The organism is Streptomyces sp. SAI-170 (assembly GCF_049739565.1).
GTDB lineage: Bacteria > Actinomycetota > Actinomycetes > Streptomycetales > Streptomycetaceae > Streptomyces.
On record NZ_JBMGQD010000001.1, the window covers coordinates 6,256,823 to 6,282,137 of the forward strand.

22 protein-coding genes and 1 pseudogene are annotated in these 25,315 nt (G+C 71.6%); 8 read left to right on the plus strand and 15 right to left on the minus strand.

Annotated features, from left to right (window positions below):
* Nucleotides 1-151 precede the first annotated feature (151 nt).
* Nucleotides 152-1,048, minus strand: a complete 897-nt coding sequence (locus RKD23_RS28125; protein ID WP_424856225.1) for a chitosanase — start codon at nt 1,046-1,048, stop codon at nt 152-154.
* Nucleotides 1,049-1,070: 22 nt separating this feature from the next.
* Nucleotides 1,071-1,997: a rhomboid family intramembrane serine protease gene (locus RKD23_RS28130; protein WP_424856226.1), complete on the minus strand. Its 927-nt coding sequence runs from the start codon at nt 1,995-1,997 to the stop codon at nt 1,071-1,073.
* Between the two features lie 212 nt (nt 1,998-2,209).
* Here RKD23_RS28130 and RKD23_RS28135 point away from each other — a divergent pair, with 212 nt between their 5' ends.
* Nucleotides 2,210-2,938 (plus strand): vWA domain-containing protein, encoded by a 729-nt coding sequence (locus RKD23_RS28135; protein ID WP_424856227.1) that lies wholly within the window; start codon nt 2,210-2,212, stop codon nt 2,936-2,938.
* Here the strand turns inward: RKD23_RS28135 and RKD23_RS28140 are convergent.
* Entirely contained in the window at nt 2,919-3,773 is an 855-nt protein-coding gene (locus RKD23_RS28140) for an aldo/keto reductase (protein WP_424856228.1), read from the minus strand. The two genes, RKD23_RS28135 and RKD23_RS28140, sit on opposite strands and share 20 nt — an antisense overlap.
* A 59-nt stretch (nt 3,774-3,832) precedes the next feature.
* Between RKD23_RS28140 and RKD23_RS28145 the strand changes: the two genes are divergently transcribed.
* A complete protein-coding gene (locus RKD23_RS28145) occupies nt 3,833-4,168 on the plus strand; it encodes a MerR family transcriptional regulator (RefSeq protein WP_424856229.1) in 336 nt (111 codons plus the stop codon).
* A 45-nt stretch (nt 4,169-4,213) separates the two neighbouring features.
* On the opposite strand, the gene RKD23_RS28150 is transcribed toward RKD23_RS28145, so the two are convergent.
* Nucleotides 4,214-5,200 carry an acyl-CoA dehydrogenase family protein gene (locus tag RKD23_RS28150; protein WP_424856230.1) on the minus strand — a complete coding sequence of 329 codons (987 nt, stop codon included), beginning with the start codon at nt 5,198-5,200 and terminating at the stop codon, nt 4,214-4,216.
* On the minus strand, nt 5,200-6,396 hold the full coding sequence (locus RKD23_RS28155) for an acyl-CoA dehydrogenase family protein (protein ID WP_424856231.1): 1,197 nt from the start codon (nt 6,394-6,396) through the stop codon (nt 5,200-5,202). The genes RKD23_RS28150 and RKD23_RS28155 overlap by 1 nt, the downstream gene beginning before the upstream one ends.
* Before the next feature lie 61 nt (nt 6,397-6,457).
* On the opposite strand from RKD23_RS28155, the gene RKD23_RS28160 reads away from it, so the two are divergent.
* Genes RKD23_RS28160 through RKD23_RS28170 form a run of 3 tightly spaced genes read left to right on the plus strand, consistent with a single transcriptional unit; the run spans nt 6,458 to nt 9,097 of the window.
* Entirely contained in the window at nt 6,458-7,246 is a 789-nt protein-coding gene (locus RKD23_RS28160; protein WP_424856232.1) for an SDR family oxidoreductase, read from the plus strand.
* A gap of 4 nt (nt 7,247-7,250) precedes the next feature.
* Entirely contained in the window at nt 7,251-7,898 is a 648-nt protein-coding gene (locus tag RKD23_RS28165) for a TetR/AcrR family transcriptional regulator (protein ID WP_424856233.1), read from the plus strand.
* Nucleotides 7,899-7,939: 41 nt separating this feature from the next.
* Nucleotides 7,940-9,097 (plus strand): acetyl-CoA C-acetyltransferase, encoded by a 1,158-nt coding sequence (locus RKD23_RS28170; RefSeq protein WP_424856234.1) that lies wholly within the window; start codon nt 7,940-7,942, stop codon nt 9,095-9,097.
* Between the two features lie 293 nt (nt 9,098-9,390).
* On the opposite strand, the gene RKD23_RS28175 is transcribed toward RKD23_RS28170, so the two are convergent.
* From RKD23_RS28175 to RKD23_RS28190, 4 genes and pseudogenes are all read right to left on the minus strand, one after another.
* On the minus strand, nt 9,391-10,470 hold the full coding sequence (locus tag RKD23_RS28175; RefSeq protein ID WP_424858348.1) for an NAD(P)H-dependent flavin oxidoreductase: 1,080 nt from the start codon (nt 10,468-10,470) through the stop codon (nt 9,391-9,393).
* Between the two features lie 11 nt (nt 10,471-10,481).
* Nucleotides 10,482-11,210 carry a CoA-transferase subunit beta gene (locus tag RKD23_RS28180; RefSeq protein ID WP_424856235.1) on the minus strand — a complete coding sequence of 243 codons (729 nt, stop codon included), beginning with the start codon at nt 11,208-11,210 and terminating at the stop codon, nt 10,482-10,484.
* Nucleotides 11,207-12,022: a CoA transferase subunit A gene (locus RKD23_RS28185; RefSeq protein WP_424856236.1), complete on the minus strand. Its 816-nt coding sequence runs from the start codon at nt 12,020-12,022 to the stop codon at nt 11,207-11,209. Before RKD23_RS28185 ends, RKD23_RS28180 begins: the two co-directional genes overlap by 4 nt.
* Nucleotides 12,023-12,348: 326 nt before the next feature.
* Nucleotides 12,349-13,089: pseudogene (locus RKD23_RS28190) on the minus strand (enoyl-CoA hydratase family protein); the annotation flags it as partial.
* A gap of 100 nt (nt 13,090-13,189) precedes the next feature.
* On the opposite strand from RKD23_RS28190, the gene RKD23_RS28195 reads away from it, so the two are divergent.
* On the plus strand, nt 13,190-13,942 hold the full coding sequence (locus RKD23_RS28195) for an SDR family oxidoreductase (protein WP_424856237.1): 753 nt from the start codon (nt 13,190-13,192) through the stop codon (nt 13,940-13,942).
* On the plus strand, nt 13,939-14,892 hold the full coding sequence (locus tag RKD23_RS28200) for an SDR family oxidoreductase (RefSeq protein WP_424856238.1): 954 nt from the start codon (nt 13,939-13,941) through the stop codon (nt 14,890-14,892). The genes RKD23_RS28195 and RKD23_RS28200 overlap by 4 nt, the downstream gene beginning before the upstream one ends.
* 46 nt (nt 14,893-14,938) lie before the next feature.
* Here RKD23_RS28200 and RKD23_RS28205 read toward each other — a convergent pair whose 3' ends face one another.
* The 6 genes from RKD23_RS28205 to RKD23_RS28230 form a co-directional block, all read right to left on the minus strand.
* Nucleotides 14,939-15,919, minus strand: coding sequence for a hydroxyacid dehydrogenase (locus tag RKD23_RS28205; protein WP_424858350.1), 981 nt, complete (start codon nt 15,917-15,919; stop codon nt 14,939-14,941).
* A 38-nt stretch (nt 15,920-15,957) separates the two neighbouring features.
* Nucleotides 15,958-16,875 carry a carbohydrate ABC transporter permease gene (locus RKD23_RS28210; protein WP_424856239.1) on the minus strand — a complete coding sequence of 306 codons (918 nt, stop codon included), beginning with the start codon at nt 16,873-16,875 and terminating at the stop codon, nt 15,958-15,960.
* Between the two features lie 2 nt (nt 16,876-16,877).
* Nucleotides 16,878-17,855 carry a carbohydrate ABC transporter permease gene (locus tag RKD23_RS28215; RefSeq protein WP_424856240.1) on the minus strand — a complete coding sequence of 326 codons (978 nt, stop codon included), beginning with the start codon at nt 17,853-17,855 and terminating at the stop codon, nt 16,878-16,880.
* Between the two features lie 433 nt (nt 17,856-18,288).
* Complete coding sequence (locus tag RKD23_RS28220; protein ID WP_424856241.1) at nt 18,289-19,599, minus strand: ABC transporter substrate-binding protein; 1,311 nt, start codon at nt 19,597-19,599, stop codon at nt 18,289-18,291.
* Nucleotides 19,600-19,775: 176 nt separating this feature from the next.
* Complete coding sequence (locus tag RKD23_RS28225) at nt 19,776-21,551, minus strand: beta-galactosidase (protein WP_424856242.1); 1,776 nt, start codon at nt 21,549-21,551, stop codon at nt 19,776-19,778.
* 54 nt (nt 21,552-21,605) lie between these two features.
* Nucleotides 21,606-22,670, minus strand: coding sequence for a substrate-binding domain-containing protein (locus RKD23_RS28230; protein WP_424856243.1), 1,065 nt, complete (start codon nt 22,668-22,670; stop codon nt 21,606-21,608).
* 221 nt (nt 22,671-22,891) lie between these two features.
* Here RKD23_RS28230 and RKD23_RS28235 point away from each other — a divergent pair, with 221 nt between their 5' ends.
* Complete coding sequence (locus RKD23_RS28235; RefSeq protein ID WP_424856244.1) at nt 22,892-25,306, plus strand: polysaccharide lyase 8 family protein; 2,415 nt, start codon at nt 22,892-22,894, stop codon at nt 25,304-25,306.
* Nucleotides 25,307-25,315 lie beyond the last annotated feature (9 nt).

The following is a 25,315-nucleotide window of genomic DNA, read 5'->3' on the forward strand; positions in this document are numbered from 1 at the left end:
TTGGTGGCGCCTGCCCTGTCCCCGACCGGACTTTGGGCAGGCGCTGCCGCATTTTCCGGCTTCTCGCCGTGGGATTGTCCGTGCGGCGCCGGGCGCGGGTCGGCTGTGGCTGGTCGCGCCGTTCCCCGCGCCCCTTCAGGCACGTCGGTCTTTACGGCACCTTGAAAGTTTCGCCGTAGACCTGCCAGGTCAGGGGGGTCGCCAGGTCGAGGTTGCCCTCGTTCAGGAAGCGGCGCTGGGCCGTGTCGATACGGCTGGTGTCGGCGTTCGCCTTCTTGGCCAGCATGGCCGCGCGGCGGACGTCCAGGAACGCGTCCAGGTACGCCCGCTCGTCGCCGCCCTCGGAGGGCAGGTCGGCCTGCTTCAGGGCGCGTTCGCGCATGCCGTAGAAGCCGTTCGGGCTGGAGTCCGGGCCGTGGTAGATCATCGCGTCGTAGTAGATGAACTGGCCGAGGGTGCCCAGGCCGTCCAGCTTGGCCAGGCGTACCGCCGGGTCGAAGTAGACGTTGTCGCGCTCGGCGTCCTGGGCCGCGCGGAACGCCGGGACCTGCGCCTCCGCCTTCCAGGCCGCGGTGAAACCGGGGTCCAGGCCCTCGTGGGAGGCCGTGCCGTCGACCTTGCGCAGGGCAGGGAGGTAGCGGGCCAGAGCGTTGTCCGGGTGGGCCTTGGTGTAGTTCTCCACCAGGACCAGCAGATCGTGGGTGCCGGTGCAGAAGCCGACGACGCCCGCGGTGTAGCCGGTGCCGTCGCCGGAGTCCTCGATGGCGCCGTAGGAGCGGCGCCAGTCCAGCGAGGAGAACGCGGACGTGGACACGATCCGCTGGGCCAGGTCCTTCTTCGCCGGAGCCGCGAGGCCGGGCGGCAGGGCGGCGATCGCCTTGTCGTCCGCGCTGCTGTCCCCCTCGGCCTTCGCCTTGGCCTCGTCACGGGCCAGCTGCTCGACGGACGTCCCGTTCTGCGCCGAGGAGTCGTCGGAGGGCGCCAGGAAGTACACCCCGGCCGTGATCAGCACCGGCACCGCGGCGAACAGCAGACCCACTTTTCTCATGACACTCACCGTACGGCCCGTTTCAGGCCGCCCCTCCCGTCAGTTCCGTCACTCTCGCCCACGCGGCCACGAGAAGCGCCACCAGTATGACCGCACACGCCGCCGCCTGGATCGCCGTACGCCGTGGTCCGCGCGGGGCGTAGGCGAAGGCCGCGGCGACCGCGCCGCCCGCGAGGAGGCCGCCGAGGTGGCCCTGCCAGGAGGTGAGCTGGGCCGAGACGACCAGCCACAGCAGCAGGAGCACCATCATGCGGTGCACCTCGGTCAGGTCCGAGCCCAGTCGGCGGGCCATGACGTACGCCGCGACGGTGAGGCCGAAGAGCCCGCCGGACGCGCCGAGCGACAGCTGACCGGGGTCGGCCAGCAGCAGCTCCAGCACCGAGCCGCCCAGCGTCGACAGCAGGTAGAGGGCGAGGAACCGGCCCCGGCCGAGTTGCGGCTCCACCATCTGGCCGAGGCGCCACAGGGCGAGCATGTTCAGCACGACATGGGCGATGCCGAAGGTGCCCTCCGTCGGCATCAGGTGCAGGAACCCGCTGGTGATCAGCCGCTCCCACTGCCCGGCGGCCACACCCTCGGCCTGGAAGCCGGCGGGCACGTCGCCGCTCTCGGGGAGGTAGTGCAGGCCGTCCGGCCCGATCAGCCCGGAGCCGAGCATCGCGAACCGGTCCACCAGCTCCGGGCGCGCCAACTCGGCCAGATAGACGAGGACGTTCAGCGCGATCAGCGCGTACGTCACCACGGGCGCCGCCGTGACGGTGCCGCCGAACACCGTCCTGGCCCGGCGCACCGACCGGGCGCCCTCCTTCACACACTCGGGGCACTGGTGGCCGACGGCGGCCTCGCGCATGCAGTCCGGGCAGATGAACCGCTCGCAGCGGGTGCAGCTGACGTAGGACTCCACCCGGGGGTGGCGGTAGCAGGTGGTCACGGCGGATTCGGCGTCCACGCCGGCTCCTCGAGGGGAAGGGGACATCGGTGAGCCGGTGGGGGCGGCGGCGAACAAAATAGCGAACGGCCTTGGGGAGAGCGCGAGGTGGGGGCCGCGAGGGCGCCGCTGTGGCGTAGCCTCTGGCTCTTGGGGCGAGGGGAGCTCGGCCTTGTGGAGCTCCGGTTCGTGGAGCGAGGGAGCTCCGGTTCATGGGTGAGGGGAGTCCGGGTATGGCGGCGATCAGTCTCAGCAAGGTGGAGGAGACCGCTCCTGCGCTGGTCAGCCTGTACAAGACCGCCGGGGCGTCGGTGGCCCGGCACGGCCTGGACGGGCAGCGGGCCGCCGTCTACCTCGTCGTCGACTACTCCGGCTCCATGAAGCCGTACTACCAGGACGGCAGCGTGCAGGCGCTCGCCGACAGGGTGCTGGGGCTCGCCGCCCACTTCGACGACGACGGCCGGGTGCCGGTGGTGTTCTTCTCCACCGACGTGGACGCCGTCACCGACATCGCGCTCGCCGACCATCACGGCCGTATCGACCGGATCGTGGCCGGGCTCGGCCACATGGGCAAGACCAGCTATCACCTGGCCATGGACGCCGTCATCGACCACTACCTCGACAGCGGCTCGCGCGCACCCGCCCTCGTGGTGTTCCAGACCGACGGCGGCCCGATCAACAAGCTCGCCGCCGAGCGCTATCTGTGCAAGGCGGCCCGGCTGCCGCTGTTCTGGCAGTTCATCGGCTTCGGCGACCCCAGCAGCCGGCAGTTCGAGTATCTGCGCAAGCTCGACGAGCTGTCCGTACCGGACAAGCGGGCCGTCGACAACGCCGGGTTCTTCCACGCCGGGTCGGACCCGAGGACGGTGTCCGACGCGGAGTTGTACGACCGTGTCGTCGGCGAGTTCCCGAAGTGGCTGACGGCCGCCCGGGCGCAGGGCATCATCCCGCCAGGTGCTTGAACTGCTCCTCGGTGAGCTCCAGTTCCAGCGCGGCCACGTTCTCCGCCAGATGGGTGGGGGAGGAGGTGCCCGGGATGGGGATCACGTTCGGGGCGCGGTGCAGCAGCCAGGCGAGGGCCGCCTGGGCGGTGGTCGCGCCCAGTTCCGCGGCGACCTCCGTCAGCGGCGCGTGCTCGCCGCCGCTGACCGGGAAGTACGGCACGAAGGCGATACCGCGTGATGCGGTGTGGTCGATCACCCGGTCGTGGCCGCGTTCGGTCAGGTTGTACATGTTCTGCACGCTAGCGATCGGGGCGATCCGCGCCGCCTCGTCGATCTCGTCGACCGTCACCTCCGACAGGCCGATGTGCCGGATCTTGCCCTCGTCCCGGAGCTGCTTCAGCGCGCCGATCTGGTCGGCGAGCGGGTACTCCGGGTCGATGCGGTGCAGGTGGAACAGATCGATACGGTCGGTGCCCAGCCGGCGCAGGCTCAGCTCGGCCTGCTGACGCAGATAGGCCGGGTGTCCGTGCGGGATCCACTCGGCCGGACTCGGCCGCAGCACACCCGCCTTGGTGGCGATGACGACGTCGTCGCGGTGCGGGGCGAGCGCCTCGGCCAGCAACTCCTCGTTGGCGCCGAGGGCGTAGGCGTCGGAGGTGTCGAAGAAGTTCACCCCCAGCTCGACCGCCCGGCGCAGCAGGGCGACCGACTCGGCGCGGTCGGTGGGGGCGGTCCAGATGGGCGCGGTCATGCCGGACCGCTCGTGCGGGGCGTTCGCGAGCCGCATCGCGCCGTAGCCGATCCGGCGTACGTCGAGGTCGCCGCCGAGCTGGAATATCGTCGAGTTCGTCATGGCTGCGACCCTAGGAGCTCACATCAGTGTGAGCTTCAAGGGCATGTGAGGGGGGTCACATGAGGATCGGGGAGCTGTCGAGCGAGACCGGCGTGAGCGTCCGGCTGCTGCGCTACTACGAGGAGCAGGGCCTGCTCGACGCCGACCGCACACCGGGCGGACAGCGGCTGTACGGCGCCGACGCCCCGGTCACCGTCCGCCGCATCCGCACCCTGCTGGACGCCGGGCTGCCCACCAAGGTGATCCGCGAGGTGCTCGACTGCGTGTGCGGCAGCGACGCGGAGGTCGAGCCGTGTCTCACGCCGATGCTGCTGGAGCAGTTGGCCGGCATCGAGCAGCGGATCGCTTCCCTGGAGGGGACGCGGGAGTCGCTTGCGCGGCTGGTCATGTCGTAGTGCCGGGGTTCATGCCGTAGGGCCGGGTCATGTCGTACGGCCGGGTCATGTCGTAGCGCCGGATTCGCGGGCGACCAGCAGTTCGGCCCGGCAGGTGTCCGGGTCGCCCCAGGCGGTGCGCAGCGCGCGGGCCTTGGCCAGCCACAGTGACAGGTCGTACTCCGCGGTGTAGCCGATCGCGCCGTGGCACTGGAGTGCCGTACGCGCGGTGGTGTACGCCGCCTCGCACGCGTTCACCTTCGCCGCGGCTATGTCGGCGTCGCTCATCGTCAGCGCGGCCCCGAAGAGGAGGGGGCGGGCGAACTCCAGGGCCAGTCCGGCGTCGGCGAGCCGGTGCTTGAGGGCCTGGAAGGAGCCTATGGGGACGCCGAACTGGGTGCGTTCGCGTACGTACGCCACCGTCCTGTCCAGTAGGGCTTCGCCCACGCCGAGGGCCTGGGCGGCCGTGGTGAGGCGCGCGAGGGCCGCGTTCGGTCTCGTGGCGAGCAGTTCGCCGCCCGGTGAGAGCGGGGTGCGGCGGCGGGCGGGGTCCAGGGACGGGCGTACCGGGCCGTGGCCGGGGGAGAGGCGCAGGCCGTCGGGGGTGAGGGTCAGACGTATGTCCGCCGTGTCGCCGTCCAGGGCTAGGGAGTTCTCGGGGGCGAGGGTGGCCAGGGACGTGCCGTCGAGGAGGGCGGGGAGGAGGGCGTGCGGTTGCGGGGGCCGGCCCTCGGGTCGGCTTTCCGTCGCCGCGTCGGAGAGCAGGGCCGCCGCCGTGACCGTCTCCACCAGCGGGCCCGGTACGGCGTACCGGCCCAGCTCCACGAAGGCGACCGCGAGTTCGACGGGGCGTCGGCCCAGTCCGCCGTACGCCTCCGGTACGGCCAGCGCGCACACGCCTGCCTCGGCGATACGGCGCCACAGCGCGCGCCCGCTCGTCGGCTCGCCCCGGCTCCAGTCCCGTACGACCGACGGCGTGTCCGCGGTCTTCAGCAGCGCGCCGAGGGAGTCGGCGAAGGCCCGCTGCTCGGTGTCGAGGAGGAACTTCGGCATCAGCGGCGTCCCTTCGGCAGGCCGAGCAGGCGTTCGGCGACGATGTCGCGCTGGATCTCGTTCGTGCCGGCGTAGATGGGACCGGCCAGGGCGAAGACATAGCCCTCGGCCCAGGCGGTGTCCGCCGACTCGCCCTCCTCGCCGAGCAGATCGAGGGCCGTCTCGTGCAGCGCGATGTCGTACTCCGACCAGAAGACCTTGTTGAGGCTGGACTCCGGTCCCGGCGGGTGGCCGTCGAGGGAGCGGGAGGCGGCCGCGTAGGTGAAGAGCTGATAGGCGCGGGCGCCGATCAGGGCATCCGCCACGCGCCTCTTGGTGCTCTCCGGGCTGCCCCGCGCCCGCCAGAGGCGGTGGAGCCGCTCGGCACTCGCGAGGTAGCGGCCGGGGGAGCGGAGCATCAGGCCGCGCTCGGTGCCCGCGGTGGACATCGCGATGCGCCAGCCGTCGCCGGGCGCGCCGATGACGTCCTCGTCAGGGACGAACACCTCGTCCAGGAACAGCTCGGCGAAGGCGGGCTTGCCGTCGAGACGGGCGATCGGGCGGACGGTGACACCGGGAGCGCGCAGGTCGAACATCAGGTACGTCAGGCCCTGGTGGCGTTTCGGTGCGCCGGGGTCGCTGCGGAACAGGCCGAACGCGCGGTCGGCGAAGGCCGCGCGCGAGGACCAGGTCTTGACACCGCTGAGCAGCCAGCCGCCGGTCGTCCTGACGGCTTTCGACCGCAGGGACGCCAGATCGGAGCCGGCCTCGGGCTCCGACCACGCCTGCGCCCACACCACCTCACCCGTGGCCATGGGCGGCAGTACGCGCGCGCGTTGGCCGGGCGTGCCGTGGTCGAAGAGGGTGGGGGCGAGGAGGCTGATGCCGTTCTGCCCGACGCGGCCGGGCGCACCTGCCGCCCAGTACTCCTCCTCGAACAGCAGCCAGCGGATCAGGCCGGAGTCCCGGCCGCCGCCCCCGCCGTCGTCCCGGCCGCCGCCCCCGCCGCCTCTGCCGTCGTCCCGGCCGCCGTACTCGGTCGGCCAGTGCACCACCGACCAACGGTCCGCGGCCAGTTCGGCCTCCCACGAGCGGTGCGCCGCGAAGCCCTCCTCGGTCTCCAGGGAGGGCAGCGGCTCCGGCGGCACATGCGCCTGCAGCCAGGCGCGGGCCTCGGCGCGGAACGCCGTCTCCTCCGCGGTGAAGGCGAGATCCATCGATGCCACTCCCCCCTCATTCTTCTTCCCTAACAAGTGTTTGGTAGGTTACCGTGGCCCTATGACAGACGTCGAGAGTCCGGCGTACGTCCCCGGGCACGGGCTGCTGGAGGGCCGCACCGCCGTCGTCACGGCGGCCGCGGGCGCGGGCATCGGCGGAGCCACCGCCCGCCGCCTCCTGGAGGAGGGCGCGCGCGTGCTGATCAGCGACGCCCATGTACGGCGGCTGAAGGAGCACGCGGCCGAGCTGGCCGGGGAGTTCGGCCCGGACGCCGTGGCCGCACTGCCCTGCGACGTCACCGACGAGGCCGAGGTGCGGGCGCTGTTCGAGACGGCCCTGCGGGAGCACGGCCGGCTCGACGTCGTCGTCAACAACGCCGGGCTCGGCGGGACTTCGCCCCTGGTCGACATGACCGACGACCAGTGGACCAAGGTGCTGGACGTGACCCTGAACGGCACCTTCCGCTGCACCCGCGCCGCCCTGCGCGCGATGCGCGAGACCGGCTCGGGCGTGATCGTCAACGTCGCCTCCGTCCTCGGCTGGCGCGCCCAGGCCGGCCAGGCGCACTACGCGGCGGCGAAGGCGGGCGTCATGGCGCTGACCCGGTGCGCCGCCGTCGAGGCCGCCGCGTACGGCGTCCGCGTCAACGCCGTGGCGCCGAGCCTCGCCCTGCACCCGCACCTCGCCAAGGTGACGACCCCCGAACTGCTGACGGACCTGACCGCGCGGGAGGCCTACGGGCGGTACGCCGAGCCGTGGGAGGTGGCCAACGTGATCGTGTTCCTGGCCTCGGGCTACTCCTCGTACCTGACGGGCGAGGTCGTCTCCGTGAGCAGCCAGCACCCCTAGGACAATGGACAGCGTGCCGACCAAGAAGAAGTCCCAGGTGAGCGCAGCCGCCGCAAAGCCCGCGGCAGGCGCCGCTCAGGCCCGCCGCCGCGAACTCCTCGACACCGCCGCCGAGGTCTTCGCCGAGCAGGGCTACAACGCCACCACCGTACGGAAGATCGCGGACCACGCGGGCATGCTCGCGGGCAGCCTCTACTACCACTTCGACTCCAAGGAATCGATGCTGGAGGAGATCCTGCGCACCTTCCTCGACGAGCTGTGGGACGGCTACGACACCGTCCTGGGCGCCGAGCTGGGCCCGCGCGAGACCCTCGAAGCCCTGGTCACCGAGTCCTTCCGGGAGATCGACCGGCACCGCGCCGCCGTCGCGATCTACCAGAAGGAGAGCAAGCAACTGGTCGCGCAGGAACGGTTCACGTTCCTCGCCGAGTCCCAGCGCCGGTTCGAGAAGGCGTGGCTCGCCACGCTCGAACGCGGTGTCGCCGCCCGGGTCTTCCGGGCCGACCTCGACGTCCGCCTCACCTACCGCTTCGTGCGCGACACCGTATGGGTCGCCGCGTCCTGGTACCGGCCCGGCGGACAGCACAGCCCGGAGGAGATCGCCCGGCAGTACCTGTCGATGGTGCTGGACGGGATCGCCGTACGTGAGTAGCCGTTGAGGTGCCCTTTCCTGTGAGGGAGTCGTGAGTCGCCATGGCCGAGGCCTACATCGTCGAAGCGGTCCGCACGCCCGTCGGACGGCGCGGGGGAGGGCTCAGCGGGGTCCATCCCGCCGACCTCGGGGCCCATGCGCTACGCGCGCTGATGGAGCGCTCGGGCATCGACCCGGCTGCCGTCGAGGACGTCGTCCTCGGCTGTCTGGACGCGGTCGGGCCCCAGGCCGGGGACATCGCCCGCACCAGCTGGCTGGCGGCCGGGCTGCCCGAGGAGGTGCCCGGCGTGACCGTGGACCGGCAGTGCGGCTCCTCCCAGCAGGCCCTCCACTTCGCGGCCCAGGCCGTGCTGTCCGGCACGCAGGACCTGGTCGTGGCCGGCGGCGTGCAGAACATGTCCATGATCCCCATCGCCTTCGCCACCCGGCAGGCCGCCGAGCCGCTCGGCCTGACCCAGGGCCCCTTCGCGGGCAGTGAGGGCTGGCGCGCCCGCTACGGCGACCGGCCCGTCAACCAGTTCGTCGGCGCCGAGATGATCGCCGCCCAGTGGAACATCAGCCGGCGCGCGCAGGAGGAGTTCGCCCTGCGCTCCCACCAGCGGGCCGTGCACGCCCTCGACGAGGGCCGCTTCGACCGCGAGCTCGTGCCGTACGGCTCCGTCGACACCGACGAGGGCCCGCGCCGCGACACCTCCTTGGAGAAGATGGCCGCGCTGAAACCCGTCCTCGACGGCGGCACCGTCACGGCCGCCTGCTCCTCCCAGGTCTCCGACGGCGCGGCCGCCCTGCTCCTCGCCTCCGACCGGGCCGTACGGCGACACGGGCTGCGGCCGCGTGCCCGTGTGCACCACCTCTCCGTGCGCGGCGACGACCCCGTCCGCATGCTCACCGCCCCCATACCCGCCACCGCCCACGCCCTGAAGAAGACCGGCCTCACCCTCGACGACATCGACCTCGTCGAGATCAACGAGGCCTTCGCACCCGTCGTCCTCGCCTGGCTCAAGGAGACCGGCGCCGACCCCGACAAGGTCAACGTCAACGGCGGCGCCATCGCCCTCGGCCACCCCCTCGGCGCGACCGGCGCCAAGCTGATGGTCACGCTGTTGCACGAACTGGAGCGGGTCGGGGGGCGCTACGGGCTCCAGACGATGTGCGAGGGCGGGGGCCAGGCGAACGTGACGATCGTGGAGCGGCTTTGAGGGGCCGGGGGTGGCTTCGGGCAGGGGTGCCTGAAGGGCGAGGGGTGAGGGGGCAGGGGGTGGCTTCGGGTTGCTGAGTGGTGGGGTGGTGGCGGAGAACAGGTTGGTGAGTGGTGGGGATGGTCGCCGAGAGTAGGTGGTGCGCGGTCGTTGGCTGGGAGAAGCTGGGTGTCCTGGCCGCGCTGCGGGCCAAGGCGGCCCGACTGCTCGCCGACGCGGGTGAGCTCGGCTCGGTTCGGCTCGACGTAGGGAACCCGGCAGTTCACCCCCGGCGGCACCGGCGGCTGACGGGGTCACTCGCCCGTAGCTCGGTCCCGTGCCTCGCTCTCCCTTCCCGGCAGCCCCTCGATGATCTCCACCGCCTCGGTCATCACCCTCTCCACCAGCTCCTTGCACGACGGCAGGTCCTCGATCACCCCCGCCACCTGCCCCGCTGCCATCACGCCGGTGTCGGTGCGCCCGTCCACCATCGACGCCTTGAGCAGCATCGGCGTGTTCGCGGCGAGCAGCACCTGGCTCCAGGTCAGGTCCCTGCCGTGTCTGAGCGCCCGCCCGTCCTGGACCATCCGGTGCCAGGTCAGCCCGGACAGCCGGCGGAAGGCGCCCGCGTGGCGGACGGCGCGGACCAGCGCGCTCGCCCGGCCGGCGCGCTCCAGGGCGGCGACGAGGTCCGAGCGGAGCATGCGGTGCGGGAGACCGTCGACCGCCCGGGTGACGGTCACGTCCCGCACCGACGCCGCCAGATAGCGCGCCTTCACCGCCTCCGGCACCGGCGAGTCCGAGGTCAGCAGGAACCGCGTGCCCATCGCCACGCCCGCCGCCCCGTACGCCAGCGCCGCCGCCAGACCCCGCCCGTCGAAGAAGCCGCCCGCCGCCACGACCGGCACGTCCACCGCGTCAATCACCTGCGGCAGCAGCACCGTCGTCGCCACCTCACCGGTGTGCCCGCCGCCCTCGGCGCCCTGCACGATCACCGCGTCCGCACCCCAGGCCGCGACCTTCTCGGCATGCCGCCGCGCCCCGACGGTCGGGATCACCACCACCCCGGCCTCCTTCAGCGCGGCGATCAGCTCGGGCGAGGGCGCGAGGGCGAAGGACGCCACCCGCACGCCCTCGTCGAGGATCAGCCGGACCCGGTCACCCGCGTCGGCCGCGTCCGCGCGGAGGTTGACCCCGAAGGGCGCGTCCGTACGGGACTTCACCTCGCGTATCGCCTCGCGAAGCCCGTCGACGGTCATGGTTGCGGAGGCCAGGATGCCCAGTGCGCCCGCGTTCGCCGTCGCCGAGACCAGGCGCGGGCCCGCCACCCAGCCCATGCCGGTCTGCACGAGGGGGTGGCGCACCCCGACCAACCGGGTCAATTCGGTGGTCAGCGCGATCTCCATCACCGGTCGACCTCCCTCGCCCGGGTGTTCGCCGGGTCCAGCACCTCGCGGATCAGGCGCAGTTCGGCGGCGGTCGGCTCCCGGGTCGGCGGCAACCCGTCCGCGACCGCGAGCGCGAAGCCCGTCGCCTCCTCCACCTCCTCCACCGTCACGCCGGGATGCAGCGAGGCCAGCCGCATCGAGCGGTCGGGCGTGGCGAAGTCGAGGACACCGAGGTCGGTGACGACCCGCCCGAGCCGGTGGTAGCGGGCGGTGTCCGGTATCCCCGCCGCCCGGTCGTAGCCCACTCCGCACACCATGTCCACGCGCTCCACGAACACCCGCCGCGTATGCCGGGGCACCCAGTAACTCGTCGTGTTGTTCAGCGTGTTCACCGGTGCGCCGCGCACTCCTAGGAGCTGGCGCGCGGGTTTCGCCCAGTCGCCGATGCAGGAGATGTTCTGGTTGCCGTGGCGGTCGAGCTGGCTCGCGCCCATCATCACGTGTCGCCGGCCACCGGTCACCAGCGTGAGGTGGGCGCGGTAGGGCAGCCAGCCCTCCACCGTGCCGTCGGCGTCGACGAGCAGCGCCTCGCCGTCCGTCAGCAGCAGGTCGGGCGCGAACGTGTGGCGGGCCAGCCGCGCACCGAGCGAGGGAATCAGCCCCATCGGGCTCGCGAGGACCTCCCCGGCATCGCGCCAGACCTCGGCGCAGGCGACCACGCAGTACTCGGCGCGGGTTGCGGTCATGAGGCCCGCTCCTCGTCCCCGGCGAGGAAGCGCTCCGCGAACTCCGGCCAGGGCGTGCCGGCGTACTCCCGCTGGGCGGCCTCGTCCCGGCCGTAGTCCGGGGCGCAGGAGGTGAAGTGCGCGCCGTTCGGGGCCTCGACCACACCGGTGACCGTGTGCCGTCTGATCAGCAGCGTCTGCGGCGCGGCCTCCTTCGTCAGCTCCGCCGTGTCCACGACCCGCTCGCACGACACGTACGCCGCGTCCGCCGCCTCGCAGAACAGGTCGTCGAAGTACGGGTCCGGACCGAGGTACTGGCCGTTGCCCCTGCGGTCGGCCCGGTTGACGTGCACCAGGGCCGCGTCCAGCCGCAGGGCGGGCATGGCGACGAACGTCTCCCCGTCCTCGTACGGCGAGGTCACCGTGCGCAGGCCGGGGTTGACCCGCATCACGTCCGAGCCGAGCCCGGCGCGCACCGGCAGGAACGGCAGCCGGTTCGCCGCCGCGCGAAGGCCCCACAGGAACATCGCCTCGTCGACCTCCGTCAGCTCCAGGGCGCCGCGCTCGCGGGCCGCCCGGTAGTGCGGTTCGAGCGGGATCGAGTCCAGGGTGACGAAGGGGGCGACCAGTCTGCGGACGCGTCCCGCGGCTGCCAGCATGCCGACGTCCGGGCCGCCGTAGGAGACGATAGTGAGATCGGTGATCTCGGACCGGAGCAGCGCTCTCACCAGTGCCATCGGTTTGCGGCGTGAGCCCCAGCCGCCGATGCCGAGGGTCATGCCGTCGGCCAGTCGGGAGACGACCTCGTCGGCCGTCATCGTCTTGTCGCGCACTCTTATGCCCCCTCTTTCTCCACGCCGACGCTGCTGTGCTCCGTGCCGGAGGTGCCCTTCTCCGGGCCGGGGGCCGTGTGCTCCGTGCCGGAGGTGCCCTTCTCCGGGCCGGGGGCCGTGTGCTCCGTGCCGGAGGTGCCCTTCTCCGCGCCGGATGTCGCGTTCTCCGTGCCGGAGGTGCCCTTCTCCGCGCCGGAGGTCGTGTTTTCCGTAACGGAGGCCGACTTGTGTGCCCCAGGGGTGCCCTTCTCCGACCCGAAGTCCGCCTTCTCCGTGCCGGAGGTACCCCCCTCCGCCCCTAAGGCCGCCTTCTCCGCCCCAGAGGAGTCCTTCTCCGCCCCGAAGCCCTCGCGCACCCGGTCGGCCACTCCGCTCAGGGCCGCCTCGAAGGTGAAGCCCTGCTCGAACCGGTAGCTGCGGCGTACGTCCACCGGGTCGATGCCGTTGATCGCCGCCTTGGCCAGCCGCAGCAGCAGTCCGTCCTTCGCGGCGATCTCCCGCGCGAGACCGAGCGCGCCGGTCCGCAGTTCGCCGCGCGGCACCACCTGCCACACCGAGCCGTGCGCGTGCAGCTCGGCCGCGCCGACCGTGCGCGAGGTGTAATAGAGCGTCCGCATCAGATGCCGCGGGACCAGCCGGGCCAGATGCGTGGCCGCGCCGAGCGCGCCGCGGTCCAGCTCCGGCAGCCCGAACACGGCGTCCTCGCTCGCCACGATCGCGTCCGCGTTGCCCACCAGACCGATGCCTCCGCCCAGGCAGAACCCCTGCACCGCTGCCACGACCGGGACCTCGCACTCGTAGACCGCGGCGAAGGCCTCGGCGCAGCCGGAGTTGGCGCCGATCAGCGCCCTGTCGCCCTCGGCCTGTATCTCCTTGATGTCCACGCCCGCGTTGAACCCCCGGCCCTCGGCCGCGAGCACCACGCACCGGACCTCGGGGTCCCGGCCCGCCGCGCGCACCGCGTCGGCCAGGGCGAACCAGTCGGCCACCGTCAGCGCGTTCACCGGCGGACGGTCGACCGTGACGACCGAAATCCCTTTTTCCGGGGATGAGGTGGAGACACCCATGGGCTCATCAGCTACCTTCGCACTCGACGCCTTTCCACCAAACATTTGTTAGGTGTGACGCTTCGAAGCTAGCAGTCGCCACCGACAAGCGGGAGAGCCTGTGGATAACTCGCTGCGCGGCCGGACCGTCGTCGTCACCGGCGGGACCAGGGGTGTCGGGGCCGGGATCGCGAGAGCGTTCGCCGAGGCCGGGGCCGAGGTGGTGGTGTGCGCCCGCAGGGCCCCCGAAGTGCCGCTTGCCGGGGCCGAGTTCATGCCGCTCGACCTGCGCGATCCGCCCGCCGTGCACGCCTTCTTCGCGGCGCTGCCCCGCCTCGACGTCCTCGTCAACAACGCCGGCGGAACCCCCTACCGGCTTCTGACCGACGCGACGCCCGAGCGGCACGCCCGGGTCGTCGAGCTGAACCTCGTCGCACCGCTGACGGCCTCCCTCGCGGCGTACGAGCACCTGCGGCGGGCCCACGGCTCGATCGTGATGATCGGCAGCGTCAGCGGAACTCGCCCCTCACCCGGCTCGGCCGCCTACGGCGCTGCCAAGGCCGGCCTGGACAACCTCGCCCGCTCGATGGCCGTGGAGTGGGCCCCGTACATCCGCGTCAACACCCTCGTCGTCGGCATGGTCCGCACCGAGCAGTCCCACCTGCACTACGGCGACGAGGCGGGCGTCGCCGCCGTCGCCCGCACCGTCCCCCTCGGCCGCCTCGCCGAACCCGCCGACGTCGGCGCGGCGGCCGTGTTCCTCGCCTCCCCGGCCGCCGCGTACATCACCGGCGCCTCGTTGCACGTGCACGGCGGCGGCGAGCGGCCGGCGTTCCTGGACGCGGCGACCGCCCACAAAGGAGATGAGACATGAGCGGAATCTGCGCGGACCGGGTCGTCGCGATCACCGGCGCCGGCCGCGGGCTAGGCCGGTCCCACGCCCTCGCCTTCGCCTCCGAGGGTGCGCGGGTGGTCGTCAACGACCTCGGTGTCCGCCTCGACGGCACGCCGGACGGCACCGCGGGCCGAGCGGCGGACGGCGCCTCGGCTGTCCGCAGCCCGGCCGAGCAGGTCGCTGCCGAGATCCGGGCCGCCGGCGGCGAGGCCGTCGCGCACACCGGGGACATCGCCACGAGCGAGGGCGCCGCCTCCCTCGTCCGCACCGCCCTGGAGGCGTACGGCCGCCTGGACACCCTCGTCAACAACGCGGGCTTCCTGCGCGACCGGATGCTCGTCAACCTGGACGAGAGCGACTGGGACGCCGTCCTGCGCGTCCATCTCAAGGGCCACTTCCTGCCACTGAAGCACGCGGCTGCGCACTGGCGGGCGGAGGCGAAGGCCGGGCGTACACCCGTCGCCCGGATCGTCAACACCTCGAGCGGCGCCGGGCTGGCCGGGTCGGTCGGGCAGGGCAACTACAGCGCCGCGAAGGCCGGCATCATCGCCCTCACCCTGGTCGCGGCGGCCGAACTGGGCCGGTACGGCATCCAGGTCAACGCCATCGCGCCCGCCGCGCGGACCCGTATGACGGAACGTACGTTCGCCGCGACCATGACGGCACCTTCCTCCGGCTTCGACGCCATGGCCCCCGAGAACGTCTCCCCGCTGGTCGTCTGGCTCGGCTCGGCCGCCAGCGACGGCGTGAGCGGGCGGGTGTTCGAGACCGAGGGCGGGCGGATCACGGTCATGGAGGGCTGGCGGCCCGGCCCCACCGCCGACAAGGCGGCACGGTGGACACCGGCAGAGGCGGGGGAACGGGCCCGCGAACTGCTGGCGACGGCGCAAACGCCGATGCCGGTGTACGGTGCCCAGCCCGAGCCCTAGCCGGGCGTGTCCCCGTCGGTGGGCCCGCAGGTCCCTGCTGTCGCGCTCACGCCGAACGCGTCAGGTCCTCCGCCCGAACCGGGTCCGCGTACGGCACCCCGCGCGCGTAGCGCTCCAGTTCGTCCAGAGCGGCGTGAGCCATCCGCCCCAGCTCGTTGCCGAGGGAGCCGGCGACATGCGGTGTGAGCAGCACGTTCGGCAGGTCGTAGAGCGGGGAGGAGGCGGGGAGCACCTCCGGGTCGGTGACGTCGAGGACCGCGTTCAGACGGCCGGTGAGCAACTCCTCGGTCAGGGCGGCCGTGTCGACGAGAGAGCCGCGCGAGGTGTTGATCAGCGTGGCCCCGTCCGGCAGCAGAGCGAGCCGTGCGCGATCGAACAGGTGCCGGGTCTCGGGGAGTTCGGGCGCGTGAATGGTCACGATGTCGCTGGAACGCGCGAGAGCGTCCAGGGACACGGCCCGCACGCCCATCTCCGCCGCCTGCTCGTCATCGACGTACGGGTCGTGGAGGAGTACGTGCAGGTCGTACGGCCGGAGCAGCTCGATGACCCGGCGGCCGATCCGCGAAGCCCCCACGACACCCACGGTCCGCTGGTGGTTGCCGCCCGACCCGATCACATCGATCGGGCTCACCCATGAGCGCTTCTCGCGGTACACGCGCGCGGAGTGCAGCACCCGCTTGCCGGAGAAGAGGATCGCGGCCACCGTGTACTCGGCCACCGGCAGCGCGTTCGCCCCGGCAGCCGAGGCGACCGTCAGCCCCCGCTCCCAGCAGGCTGCCGTGATGTGGTGCTTGACCGAGCCGGCCGCGTGCACGACCGTCCGCAGCCTCGGCATACGCGCGAGCGCCTCGGCCGTCAGCGGCGGACAGCCCCAGCCCGTCAGCAGCGCCTCGGCATCGGCCAGCGCCCCGGCCGCCGCTGGGTCGGTGAAGTCCTGTACGACAAGGGCGGTGTCGATGTCGGCGACAGCGGCGAGGCGTTCGAGCGCGGCGGCGTCGAACAAAGCCTCGCGGACGGAGGCGTCCATGGCGAGGACGGTGCGCGGACGGCGGACGGACGGAGAGGTCACTTGACGGCTCCCGCGGTCAGGCCGGAGCGCCAGTGGCGCTGCAGCGAGAGGAAGGCGACGGCGAGCGGCACGACGCTCAGCAGCGAGCCCGTGATGACGAGCGCGTACAACTGCGGTTCCTGCGGCAGGATCGCGTTCCAGCCGAACAGGCCGAGGCCGACGGGGTACAGGGACGAGTCATTGAGCATGACGAGCGGCAGGAAGAAATTGTTCCAGCTGCCCGTGAAGGTGAACAAAAAGATGGTGACGAACGCGGGAGAGAGCATCGGAAGCGCGACTGATCGGAAAACGCGCAATTCACCGGCCCCGTCCATACGCGCAGCCTCCAGCGTCTCTCCGGGTACGTACGCCTCGCAGAACACCCGCGCGAGATACACCCCGAACGGGTTGACCAGGCCGGGGATCAGCACCGCCCAGTAGGTGTTCACCACCCCCGCCTCGGAGGCCAGCAGATACATCGGCAGCGAGATGACGGTGTGCGGCACGAGGATGCCCAGCAGGACCAGACCGTACAGCTTCTCCTTGCCCGCGAAGTCGTACGTGGCGAAGGCGTAGCCCGCCAGCAGAGAGACCAGCGTGGAGGCGAGCGCGCCGACGCCGGAGTACAGCAGGCTGTTGGCGAGCCAGCGGCCGAAGATGCCGTCCTGGTACGCGAAGAGATCGGCGATGTTCGTGAACAGGTTGAACTCGCCGAGCCGGAACCCGGGCCGGCCGAACAGATCGCCGTTGTCCTTCGCGGCGTTCACCAGCAGCCAGCTCAGCGGCATCAGCGTGTAGACGGCGACCACGGCGAGCAGCGTGTTGACGGCGACCCGCGAGGACCAGCCGGACGTACGGCGACGGCGTGCGTGCCCCGCCTGTTCTGCCGCGCGCGCGGTCGTACGGGTCGCCCTGGGGGCGGTGTCGACGGCCATGCTCACGCCTCCTTCCAGCGGTTGCCCAGACGGGTGATGACGAACGACAGCGCGGCGCCGAGCACGGCCAGCAGGAGCGAGGCCGCCGCGGCGAGGCCGTAGTCGTGCTCGGTGAACGCGGCCTGGTAGATGAACATCACCGGGCTCCACTCAGGGGAGATCGAGGACGCGCGCGTACGCAGCACTTCGGGTTCGTTGAACAACTGGATCGAACCGACTGCGGTGAACAACACGGTCAGCACCACCGAGGAATGGATCATCGGCAGCTTCACCGACCACGCCGTGCGCAGGGCACCCGCGCCGTCCATGACGGCGGCCTCCAGCGTCTCGCGCGGCACGGCCTGCAGCGCCGCGTAGAAGATCACCATGTTGTAGCCGAGCCACTGCCAGGTTGCGGCATTGGCCATCGAGAAGATCACAGCATCAGGTCCGAGCAGATCCCAGTCCGATCCGAACACGGACAGAAAATCGATCACGGGACTGAGTCCCGGTGTGTAGAGGAACCCCCACACCATCGCCGCGATCAGACCGGGCACCGCGTGCGGCAGGAAGTACGCCAGCTGGAAGAACCGTTTCGCCCGCGCGAGCGCCGAGTCCAGCAACAGGGCCAGCGCCAGCGCCCCGCCCACCATCACCGGGATGTAGATCACGCAGTACAGCGCGATGTGCGCGAAGCCGCGCCGGAAACCGGGGTCGTCCAGCGCACGGAGATAGTTGTCGCCGCCGACGAACAAAGTCTCCGTGCCACCGAAGCCCAGACCGGAGGTGGCCTGCTCACGGAACAGGCTCATCCAGACCGCGTAGCCGATCGGCGCCAGGAGCGTGGCGAAGAACAGCAGCAGGAACGGGGCGAGGAAGAGAGCAGGAGCGGTACGCCGCGCCCGTGTGAGGCGCTGCGCGGCCGGCCCGGGCTTTGCCGAGACGGGCCGGCGTGCTGCCCGAACGGACGGTGGCGATGTCGGGGCCTGTGTGGATGCCATGAGTGGGACTCCTAGGGTCCGGGCCCGGCCCAGTGCGGGCGGAACCGGGCGCTCGGGAAGGGCGCGAGCGTGGGGTGCGCGCGCCCTCGCGGCGGGAGGAGGTGGGGGCGGCGAGGTGGAGACGGTCGACGGAGGGGACACCGGCGGGCGCCACCTGAAGGGCCGCGCTGCGCGTGGCTCCGTGGGTGAGGCATGGACTCCTTGAGGGGCCGGTGCGCGCCCTTTCGGAGGACGAGCAGCCGGCGCCCCTCCAGAGACGCGGTCCGCGCCGCCACGATGAACTCGATGCGCGCGCCCTGCGCGGGACGAGGTGCGGTCGTTCCCGCCGTGTGACGAGGTGCGGCCGTGCCCGCCGTGTGTCGAGGTGCGGCCCGCCGTGTGTCGAGGTGCGCGCACTCCCGCGCAGGATGCGCTGCACGCCCCCACCGGACGGTTACTTCGCGAGCTTTAGCCCGCGGTCCGTGATCGCCTTCTCGGCCGCGCGCTGACCGGCCTGGAACGCCGCCCAGAAGTCACCGCTCTTGTTCACCTTGCCGAACTCGGTCTGCAGGGTGAGCGTCGTGGAGTTGTGGACCGGGCTCCACACCCAGCCCTCGGCGATCTTCGGCACCTCGGCGCCCGCGACGGCGTAGATGTCCTGGCCGCCGAAGAAGGAGGCGTCGAAGGACTGCTTCGCGGTGGCGCGCAGGTCCTCGGCGGCGGGCAGACCGCTGGAGGTGCCGGCGGCGAGACGGGCCTTGACGGCGGCCTTGTCCGTGGTGGCCCAGAGGGCGAACTCCGCTGCCGCCGCGGCCTTCTTCGTGTCCTTGCTCAGCGCGAAGGAGGAGCCGCCGACGGCGCCGGTGGCGGGCGTGCCCCAGTTCGGCAGCGGCGCCTCCGCCCACTTGCCGGCCTGCTTCGGGTACGTGGTCTTGATGCCGCCCGCGCTCCACGAGGCGCCGATCAGGGCGATCGCCTTGGAGTCGGTCACGGCCTTGGTGGACTCAGGGCTCCACGCCTTGTGGTTGAGCACAAGGTCGTCCTGGACCAGGTCCTTCCAGTAGTCGGCGACCTTCTTGGTGGCCGGGTCGGCGATGTTCACCGTCCAGGCGTCACCGGAGGAGCCGTACCAGTGGGCACCGGCCTGCTGGGCGAGCCCGGCCCAGGTGGCGGTGTCGTCGCCCCAGAAGTCGAGGATGCGGGCCTCGCCCTTGGACGCCGTCTTCACCTTGCGTGCGGCGGCCTCGAACTCCGCCCAGGTGGTGGGTACCTCGACGCCGTACCGCGTGAACAGGTCCTTGCGGTAGTACAGGGTCTGCGGACCCACGTCGTACGGGGCGGCCCAGGTCTTGCCGCCGAGGGTGACCAGGCCGCGGACCGACGCGGGTGCGTACTTCTCGACCGGGTCGGCGAACTCGGCGGAGGAGTCCCGCAGCAGGCCCTGCGTCACGAGGTCCGGCAGCGCCTGGTACTCGACGTTCACGACGTCCGGGGCGTTGCCCGCCTTGACCGCCTTGGCGAGCTTGTCGTAACCGCCGTTCAGACCGGCCGGGATCTCGGCGAACGTCACCTTGATGTTCGGGTGTGTGCGATTGAACTCGGCGGCCATGTCCTTGGTGCCGGGCATCCACGACCAGTACGTGATCTCGACGGGCTTGTCGGCGGTGCCGGTGCCCGCCTGGGCGTCGTCGGAGCCACCGCAGGCGGTGGCGAGGACGGCGAGACAGGCGAGCGCTGCGGCGAGCGCGGGGGAGGACGGCTTCATGACGGTGACTCCAAACGGAAGACCGATCAGCGGGGGCGAATGACGCACATCTTTCGCGCAGGTCCGATCAGAGTCAATAGAAACGAACAATCAAGCAGAGAATTTGATCTGATCGATCAAAGAGTGTTCGTTTGATGTTCGTTTCTCCGGGTGGGTCGGAGAAACGAACACACCCTTCAGCCCAGGTCCGGCATCTCGCGGGTCTCCACCGCCGCCGGAACCGTCCCCGCGTCGGCGTCCAGCTCCAGGACCACGACCTCGTTGTGCCCCGCCCGCAGCAGCGGCCACGGCAGGTACAGCGTGCGCTGCGGTCCGCGCGACTCCCAGTACCGGCCCAGGCAGAAGCCGTTGACCCACACGTAGCCCTTGCCGGCGCCGGGCAGTGCCAGATACGCGTCCGCCGGCTCGGTCACCTCCAGGTGGCCGCGCAGGAACACCGGTCCCCGCTCGGTCCCGCCGGCGCGCCCCCAGTCGAGCCGCTCGGGAGTGCCGTGCCCGAGCTCCACGGCCCGCGCCCGCCAGCCGTGCACCTGCTGCTGCGTGTGCAGAACCCGCCGGACGCCCTTGCTCTCGCCGAGTGCGGTCCCGTAGTTGACCCGGCCCATGGACTCCACCAGCAGCTCCAGCCGCGCCCCCGCCTGCGGCACCGCCACGTCCGCGATCACCTCGGCCGCGTCCCGCTCCAGGACGCCCGCGAACGCGCCGTCGAGGTAGACATGGGCCCGGTCGGCCAGGCCCTGCGCCGACAGCGGGTACGGGCCACGGGGCCCGGGGACGCGTGCCTCGTAGAGCGCCAGGCCCTGCCCGATGCCCAGTTCCTCGAAGGACGGCGGCTGCGGGGCCGCACGCTCCGGACCGGCCAGGGCGTCCAGTACGTCGAACAGCCGCAGTGCCTCGCCGAGTTCGACCCGCGCGGGCGGCAGCAGGGGCGCGGCCGGCTCAGGCTCGGGCAGCGGTCCGTCCGCGTAGGCGGCCAGCACCTCACGGAACGCCCGGAACTTCTCCGTCACCGCGCCGCGCTCGTCGATCGGGGCGTCGTAGTCGTAGGAGGTGACCGTCGGCAGGTAGCGCTCGCCGGTCGCCGGGTCCTCGGTGTTGGCGCCCGCCCAGGTGGAGAAGTTCGTTCCGCCGTGCGCCATGTAGATGTTCACCGACGCTCCCGAGCCGAGGATCTCCGCGAGCGTGTCCGCGGCGTCCTGCGGATCGCGTACGACGTGTTCGGTGCCCCAGTGGTCGAACCAGCCGCACCAGAACTCCATGCACATCGCCGGATCCTTGGGCCGCAGCCGCGCGAGAGAGGCGAACGCCTCCGTGGCCCTGCTGCCGAAGTTCACGGTCGCCAGGGTGTCCGGCAGCGTGCCGCCGGTCAGGAAGAAGTCGTCGGGCCCGTCCGAGGTGAACAAGGGCACGTCGATCCCGTGCGAACGCAGCGAAACGGCCAGATGCTCCAGATGGGCCGTGTCGCAGCCGAAGGAGCCGTATTCGTTCTCCACCTGCACCATCAGCACGTTTCCGCCGCGGGTGACCTGGTGTTCGGCCAGTAGCGGCACGAGCCGGTCGTACCAGCGGTCCACATGTGCCACATAGGCGGGATCCGAGCAGCGCAGCGCCCGCACCTGGGGGTCGGCGAGCAGCCACCAGGGCAGTCCGCCGTTGTCCCACTCCGCGCAGATGTACGGCGATGGACGAACGATCGCGTGCAGACCCGCCTCGCGCGATACGTGCAGAAAACGATCGAGATCGGCGATCCCGGTGAAGTCGAACACGCCCGGGCGCGGCTCGTGCAGATTCCACGGCACATACGTCTCGACCGTGTTCAGGCCCATGGCCCGCAGTTGCCGCAGCCGCTGCGGCCACTGCTCGGGCAGCACCCGGAAGTAGTGCAGGGCGCCCGAGAGCATGCGCAGCGGACGGCCGCCGAGGGAGAAACCCTCGGTTGATATCTCGAACATGAGGGTCTCTCCAGTCGGGGAGCCAGGGTGGTGAGGAAGAGCTGCCGCCAGGAGTTACGCGCTGGATGCGCGTACATGCAGCTCGGGAAGGATCTCGATGCGGTGCCGGGGCCGCGCGGGGTCGGCGAGGCGCTGGGCGAGCAGTTCCACGGCCGCCGCACCCACCGCGTGCTTGGGCGGCGCGACCGCGGTCAGAGGCACGTCCGCCAGCGCGGCGACCTCGTCGTCGTACGCCACGATCGCCATGTCCTCGGGCACCTGGATGCCGCGCGAACGCAGCCGCTGGAGCACGACGATGGCGTCATGGTCGTTGTGCACGACCGCCGCCTCCAGCCGCCCGCCCGCGACCGCGTCGGTGAACTCGGCCAGCACCCGCTCGCGTTCGGCCGCGTCACCGCCCGGCGGCGGCAGCCGGAACAGGGCGTTGTCGTTGACCGGGAGCTCGGCGTCGGCGAGCCCCGCGCGGTAGCCCTCCAGGACGAGCGTGCTGTGCGGGCTGTCCTCGCGCAGCAGCAGCCCGACCAGCACCCGGTCGGTGTCGCACAGATGGCGGACGGCGATACGGGCGCCGTGGGCATGGTCGGTGACCACGCGCTCGGCGCCGGTGTCGTGGTCGGGGCGCCGCTCGACCAGGACGTACGGCACGTCGAGTTCGGTCGCCGGCCAGTCGCGGGCGCCCGCCGGGCCGCACGGGGTGATCAGCAGTCCGTCGATGCCGTCGGCGAGCATCTGCCGGGCCTGCGCGCGCTCCTCCTCCGGGCTGTACTGCGAGATGCCCAGCACCAGCCGGATGCCGCGCTCGGCCGCGGCCTCGCGGGCGCCCTTGATGACCTCGGGGTAGTAGTAGTCGGCGGCCGGGACGATCAGGCCCACGACGAAGTCGCGTCCGCCGCCCCGCGGTGCGAGGCGTTCCGCCGCGCCGGGCTGCCCCGTCCGGTCCTCCGGCAGGACCGCGCCGCCGTGCACCCGGGTGACCAGGCCACGCTCGGCGAGTGACTCCACGTCGCGGCGGACAGTGATGGGGGAGACGTTCAGCTCCGCGGCCACGTCGGTGACTCTGATCGATCCACGCTCGCGCACCCTGTGGAGGATCTCCTGATGCCTTTCTTCGGCGTGCACGTTGACCGGGCTCCCCTCGTCGTCGGTCGTCGTCCGGGCTGGCTGACCTGGAGTCTAGCGCCCGTCTGATCGAATGTGAACGTTTATGCTCGAACAATCAATCCGAGCGCGGAATGCTCACTTCATTGCCGCACTGTGTGCGGTTGTGTTAGAAACCGCTCACCTTAGCGCGGAATCGGGCCCGACGACGCACCCCCATCCCTCTTCGGAGGTACTTGCGCATGCCCTCCTTCCTCCCCCGCCGCACGCTCCTGCGCGCGGCCCTCGCCACCGTCGCCCTGACCCCCCTGCCCCTGACGGCCGCGGGCACCGCCCACGCCGCCGACGCCTACGACACCCTGCGCCTGAAGTGGCGCGACCTCCTGCTCGGCACCGGCTACGACCCCACCGCCGAGCCCTACCGCAGCAGACTCGCCGCCCTCGGCGCCACTGCGGCCGACCTGCACGCCACGATGAACCCGGTCCCCGGCTCCCTGTGGCCCGACCTGGTCTACGCCGACCCCGAGCCCGACACCGACAGCGAGTCCTACACCTACTCGGGCAACCTCGGCACCAGCTACAACCGGCTGCGCACCCTCGCCGAGGCCTACGTCCAGCCCGGCACCGGCCTCACCGCCGACGCGGGCCTGCTCAGCGACCTCCTCACCGGCCTCGACCACCTCCACGACGAGGCCTACAACGCAGGCCAGACCCGCTACGGAAACTGGTACAACTGGCAGATCGGCATCCCCCAGGCGCTGCTGGACATCAGCACCCACCTCTACGACCACCTCGGCGCCACCCGCATCGCGAACTGGACCGCCGCCGTTGACCACTTCGTCCCCGACAGCGCGGTCGCCAGCTACACGGGCACCTCCACCGGCGCCAACCGCGTCGACCTGTGCCGCGTCCTCGCCCTGCGCGGCGTCATCGGAAAGACCCCCGCCAAGATCACCCTCGCGAGGGACGCCCTCAGCCCCGTCTTCCCGTACGTCACCACGGGTGACGGCCTCCACGCCGACGGCAGCTTCATCCAGCACACCTACGTCCCCTACGCCGGCACCTACGGCGCGGTCATGCTCGGCGGACTCTCCCTGCTGTTCGTCCTGCTGAAGAACTCGGCCTGGGAAGTCACCGATCCCGACCGGCAGATCATCCTCGACTCGGTCGAAAAGGCGTATGCGCCCTTCCTGTTCAACGGCCTCGCCATGGACGACGTCTCCGGCCGGGCGATCAGCCGCGGAGTGCAGAAGACCGATACACGTGCGATCCTCCAGGACGACCATCTGCGCGGTCATTCGATCATCGCCTGTATCGCCCTGCTCGCCCAGAGCGCCTCCGCCGCCGAACGAACACGCTGGGAGGGAATGATCAAGGGCTGGATCGCCCGCGACTACTACCGGCCCGTCCTCGCCTCAGACGCCCTCGGCGTCGCCCCGCTCGCCCGCCTCAAGACCATTGCCGACTCGACGGTAACCGCCACGCCCGAACCCACCGGCCACCGCCTCTTTCCCGCCATGGACCGGGCCGTCCACCGCAGGCCCGGCTGGGCCGCCGCCGTCTCCATGGCGTCCCAGCGCATCACCCACTACGAGAACGGCAACGGCGAGAACCTCCGCGGCTGGCACAGCGGTTCGGGAATGCTCTACTGGTGGGGCGACACCTACGGAAACGGCCAGTACAGCGACTGCTTCTGGCCCACCGTCGACCCCTTGCGCCTGCCCGGTACCACCGTCTCCCGCAAGACCCTCGCCGACGGCGAAGGCGGCGCCTGGGGCGCTCCGCGGCCCGACGTGCGCTGGGTCGGCGGCGCCACCGACGGCACATACGCCGCCGTCGGCCAGTACCTCAAGGGCCTGTCCTCCACCCTGCTGGCCAAGAAGTCCTGGTTCTTCCTCGACGACACGGTCGTCTGCCTCGGCGCCGGCATCCACGGCCGCGACGGCACCGGTGTCGAGACGATCATCGACAACCGCAACCTCGGCGCGAACGGCACTCACGCCCTCACCGTCGACGGCGCGGCCCAGCCCACCACCCTCGGCTGGGCCGGCACCCTCACCGGCGCCCGCTGGGCCCACCTTGCGGGCTTCGGCGGCTACGTCCTCCTCGGCGGCGCCACCGTCAAGGCCGTACGCGAGGCCCGTACCGGAGCCTGGTCGGACATCAACACCGGCGGCACCACCAACCCCGTCACCCGCCGCTACCTCACCCTCTGGCTCGACCACGGCACCGACCCCACCTGGGCCGACTACGCCTACGCCATCCTGCCCGGCGCCACCAGCGCGCAGACCGCGGCCCGCGCCGCCGACACCGGCCGGATCACCGTCCTGGCCAACACCAACGACCAGCAGGGCATCCGCGTCCCCGCCCTCGGCTACAGGGGCGCCAACTTCTGGCTCGCGGGAACCGTCGGAGACATCACCGTCACCGCACCGGCGAGCGTCATGGTGCGGGAAAGCGGCGGGACGGCCACCATCTGCGTCTCCGGCCCCCTGCGCGACGGCGCCGGCATCGACCTCACCTGGAACCGCCCCGTGTCCGCGGTGACCTCCAAGGACTCCACGGTCCAGGTGCTGTCGACCGGCTCCGCCCTGACCCTGCGGATCACCCCCGGCACCCTCGGCGCCGTGCACAAGGCGGTGGTCACCCTCGCCTGACCACGGGCC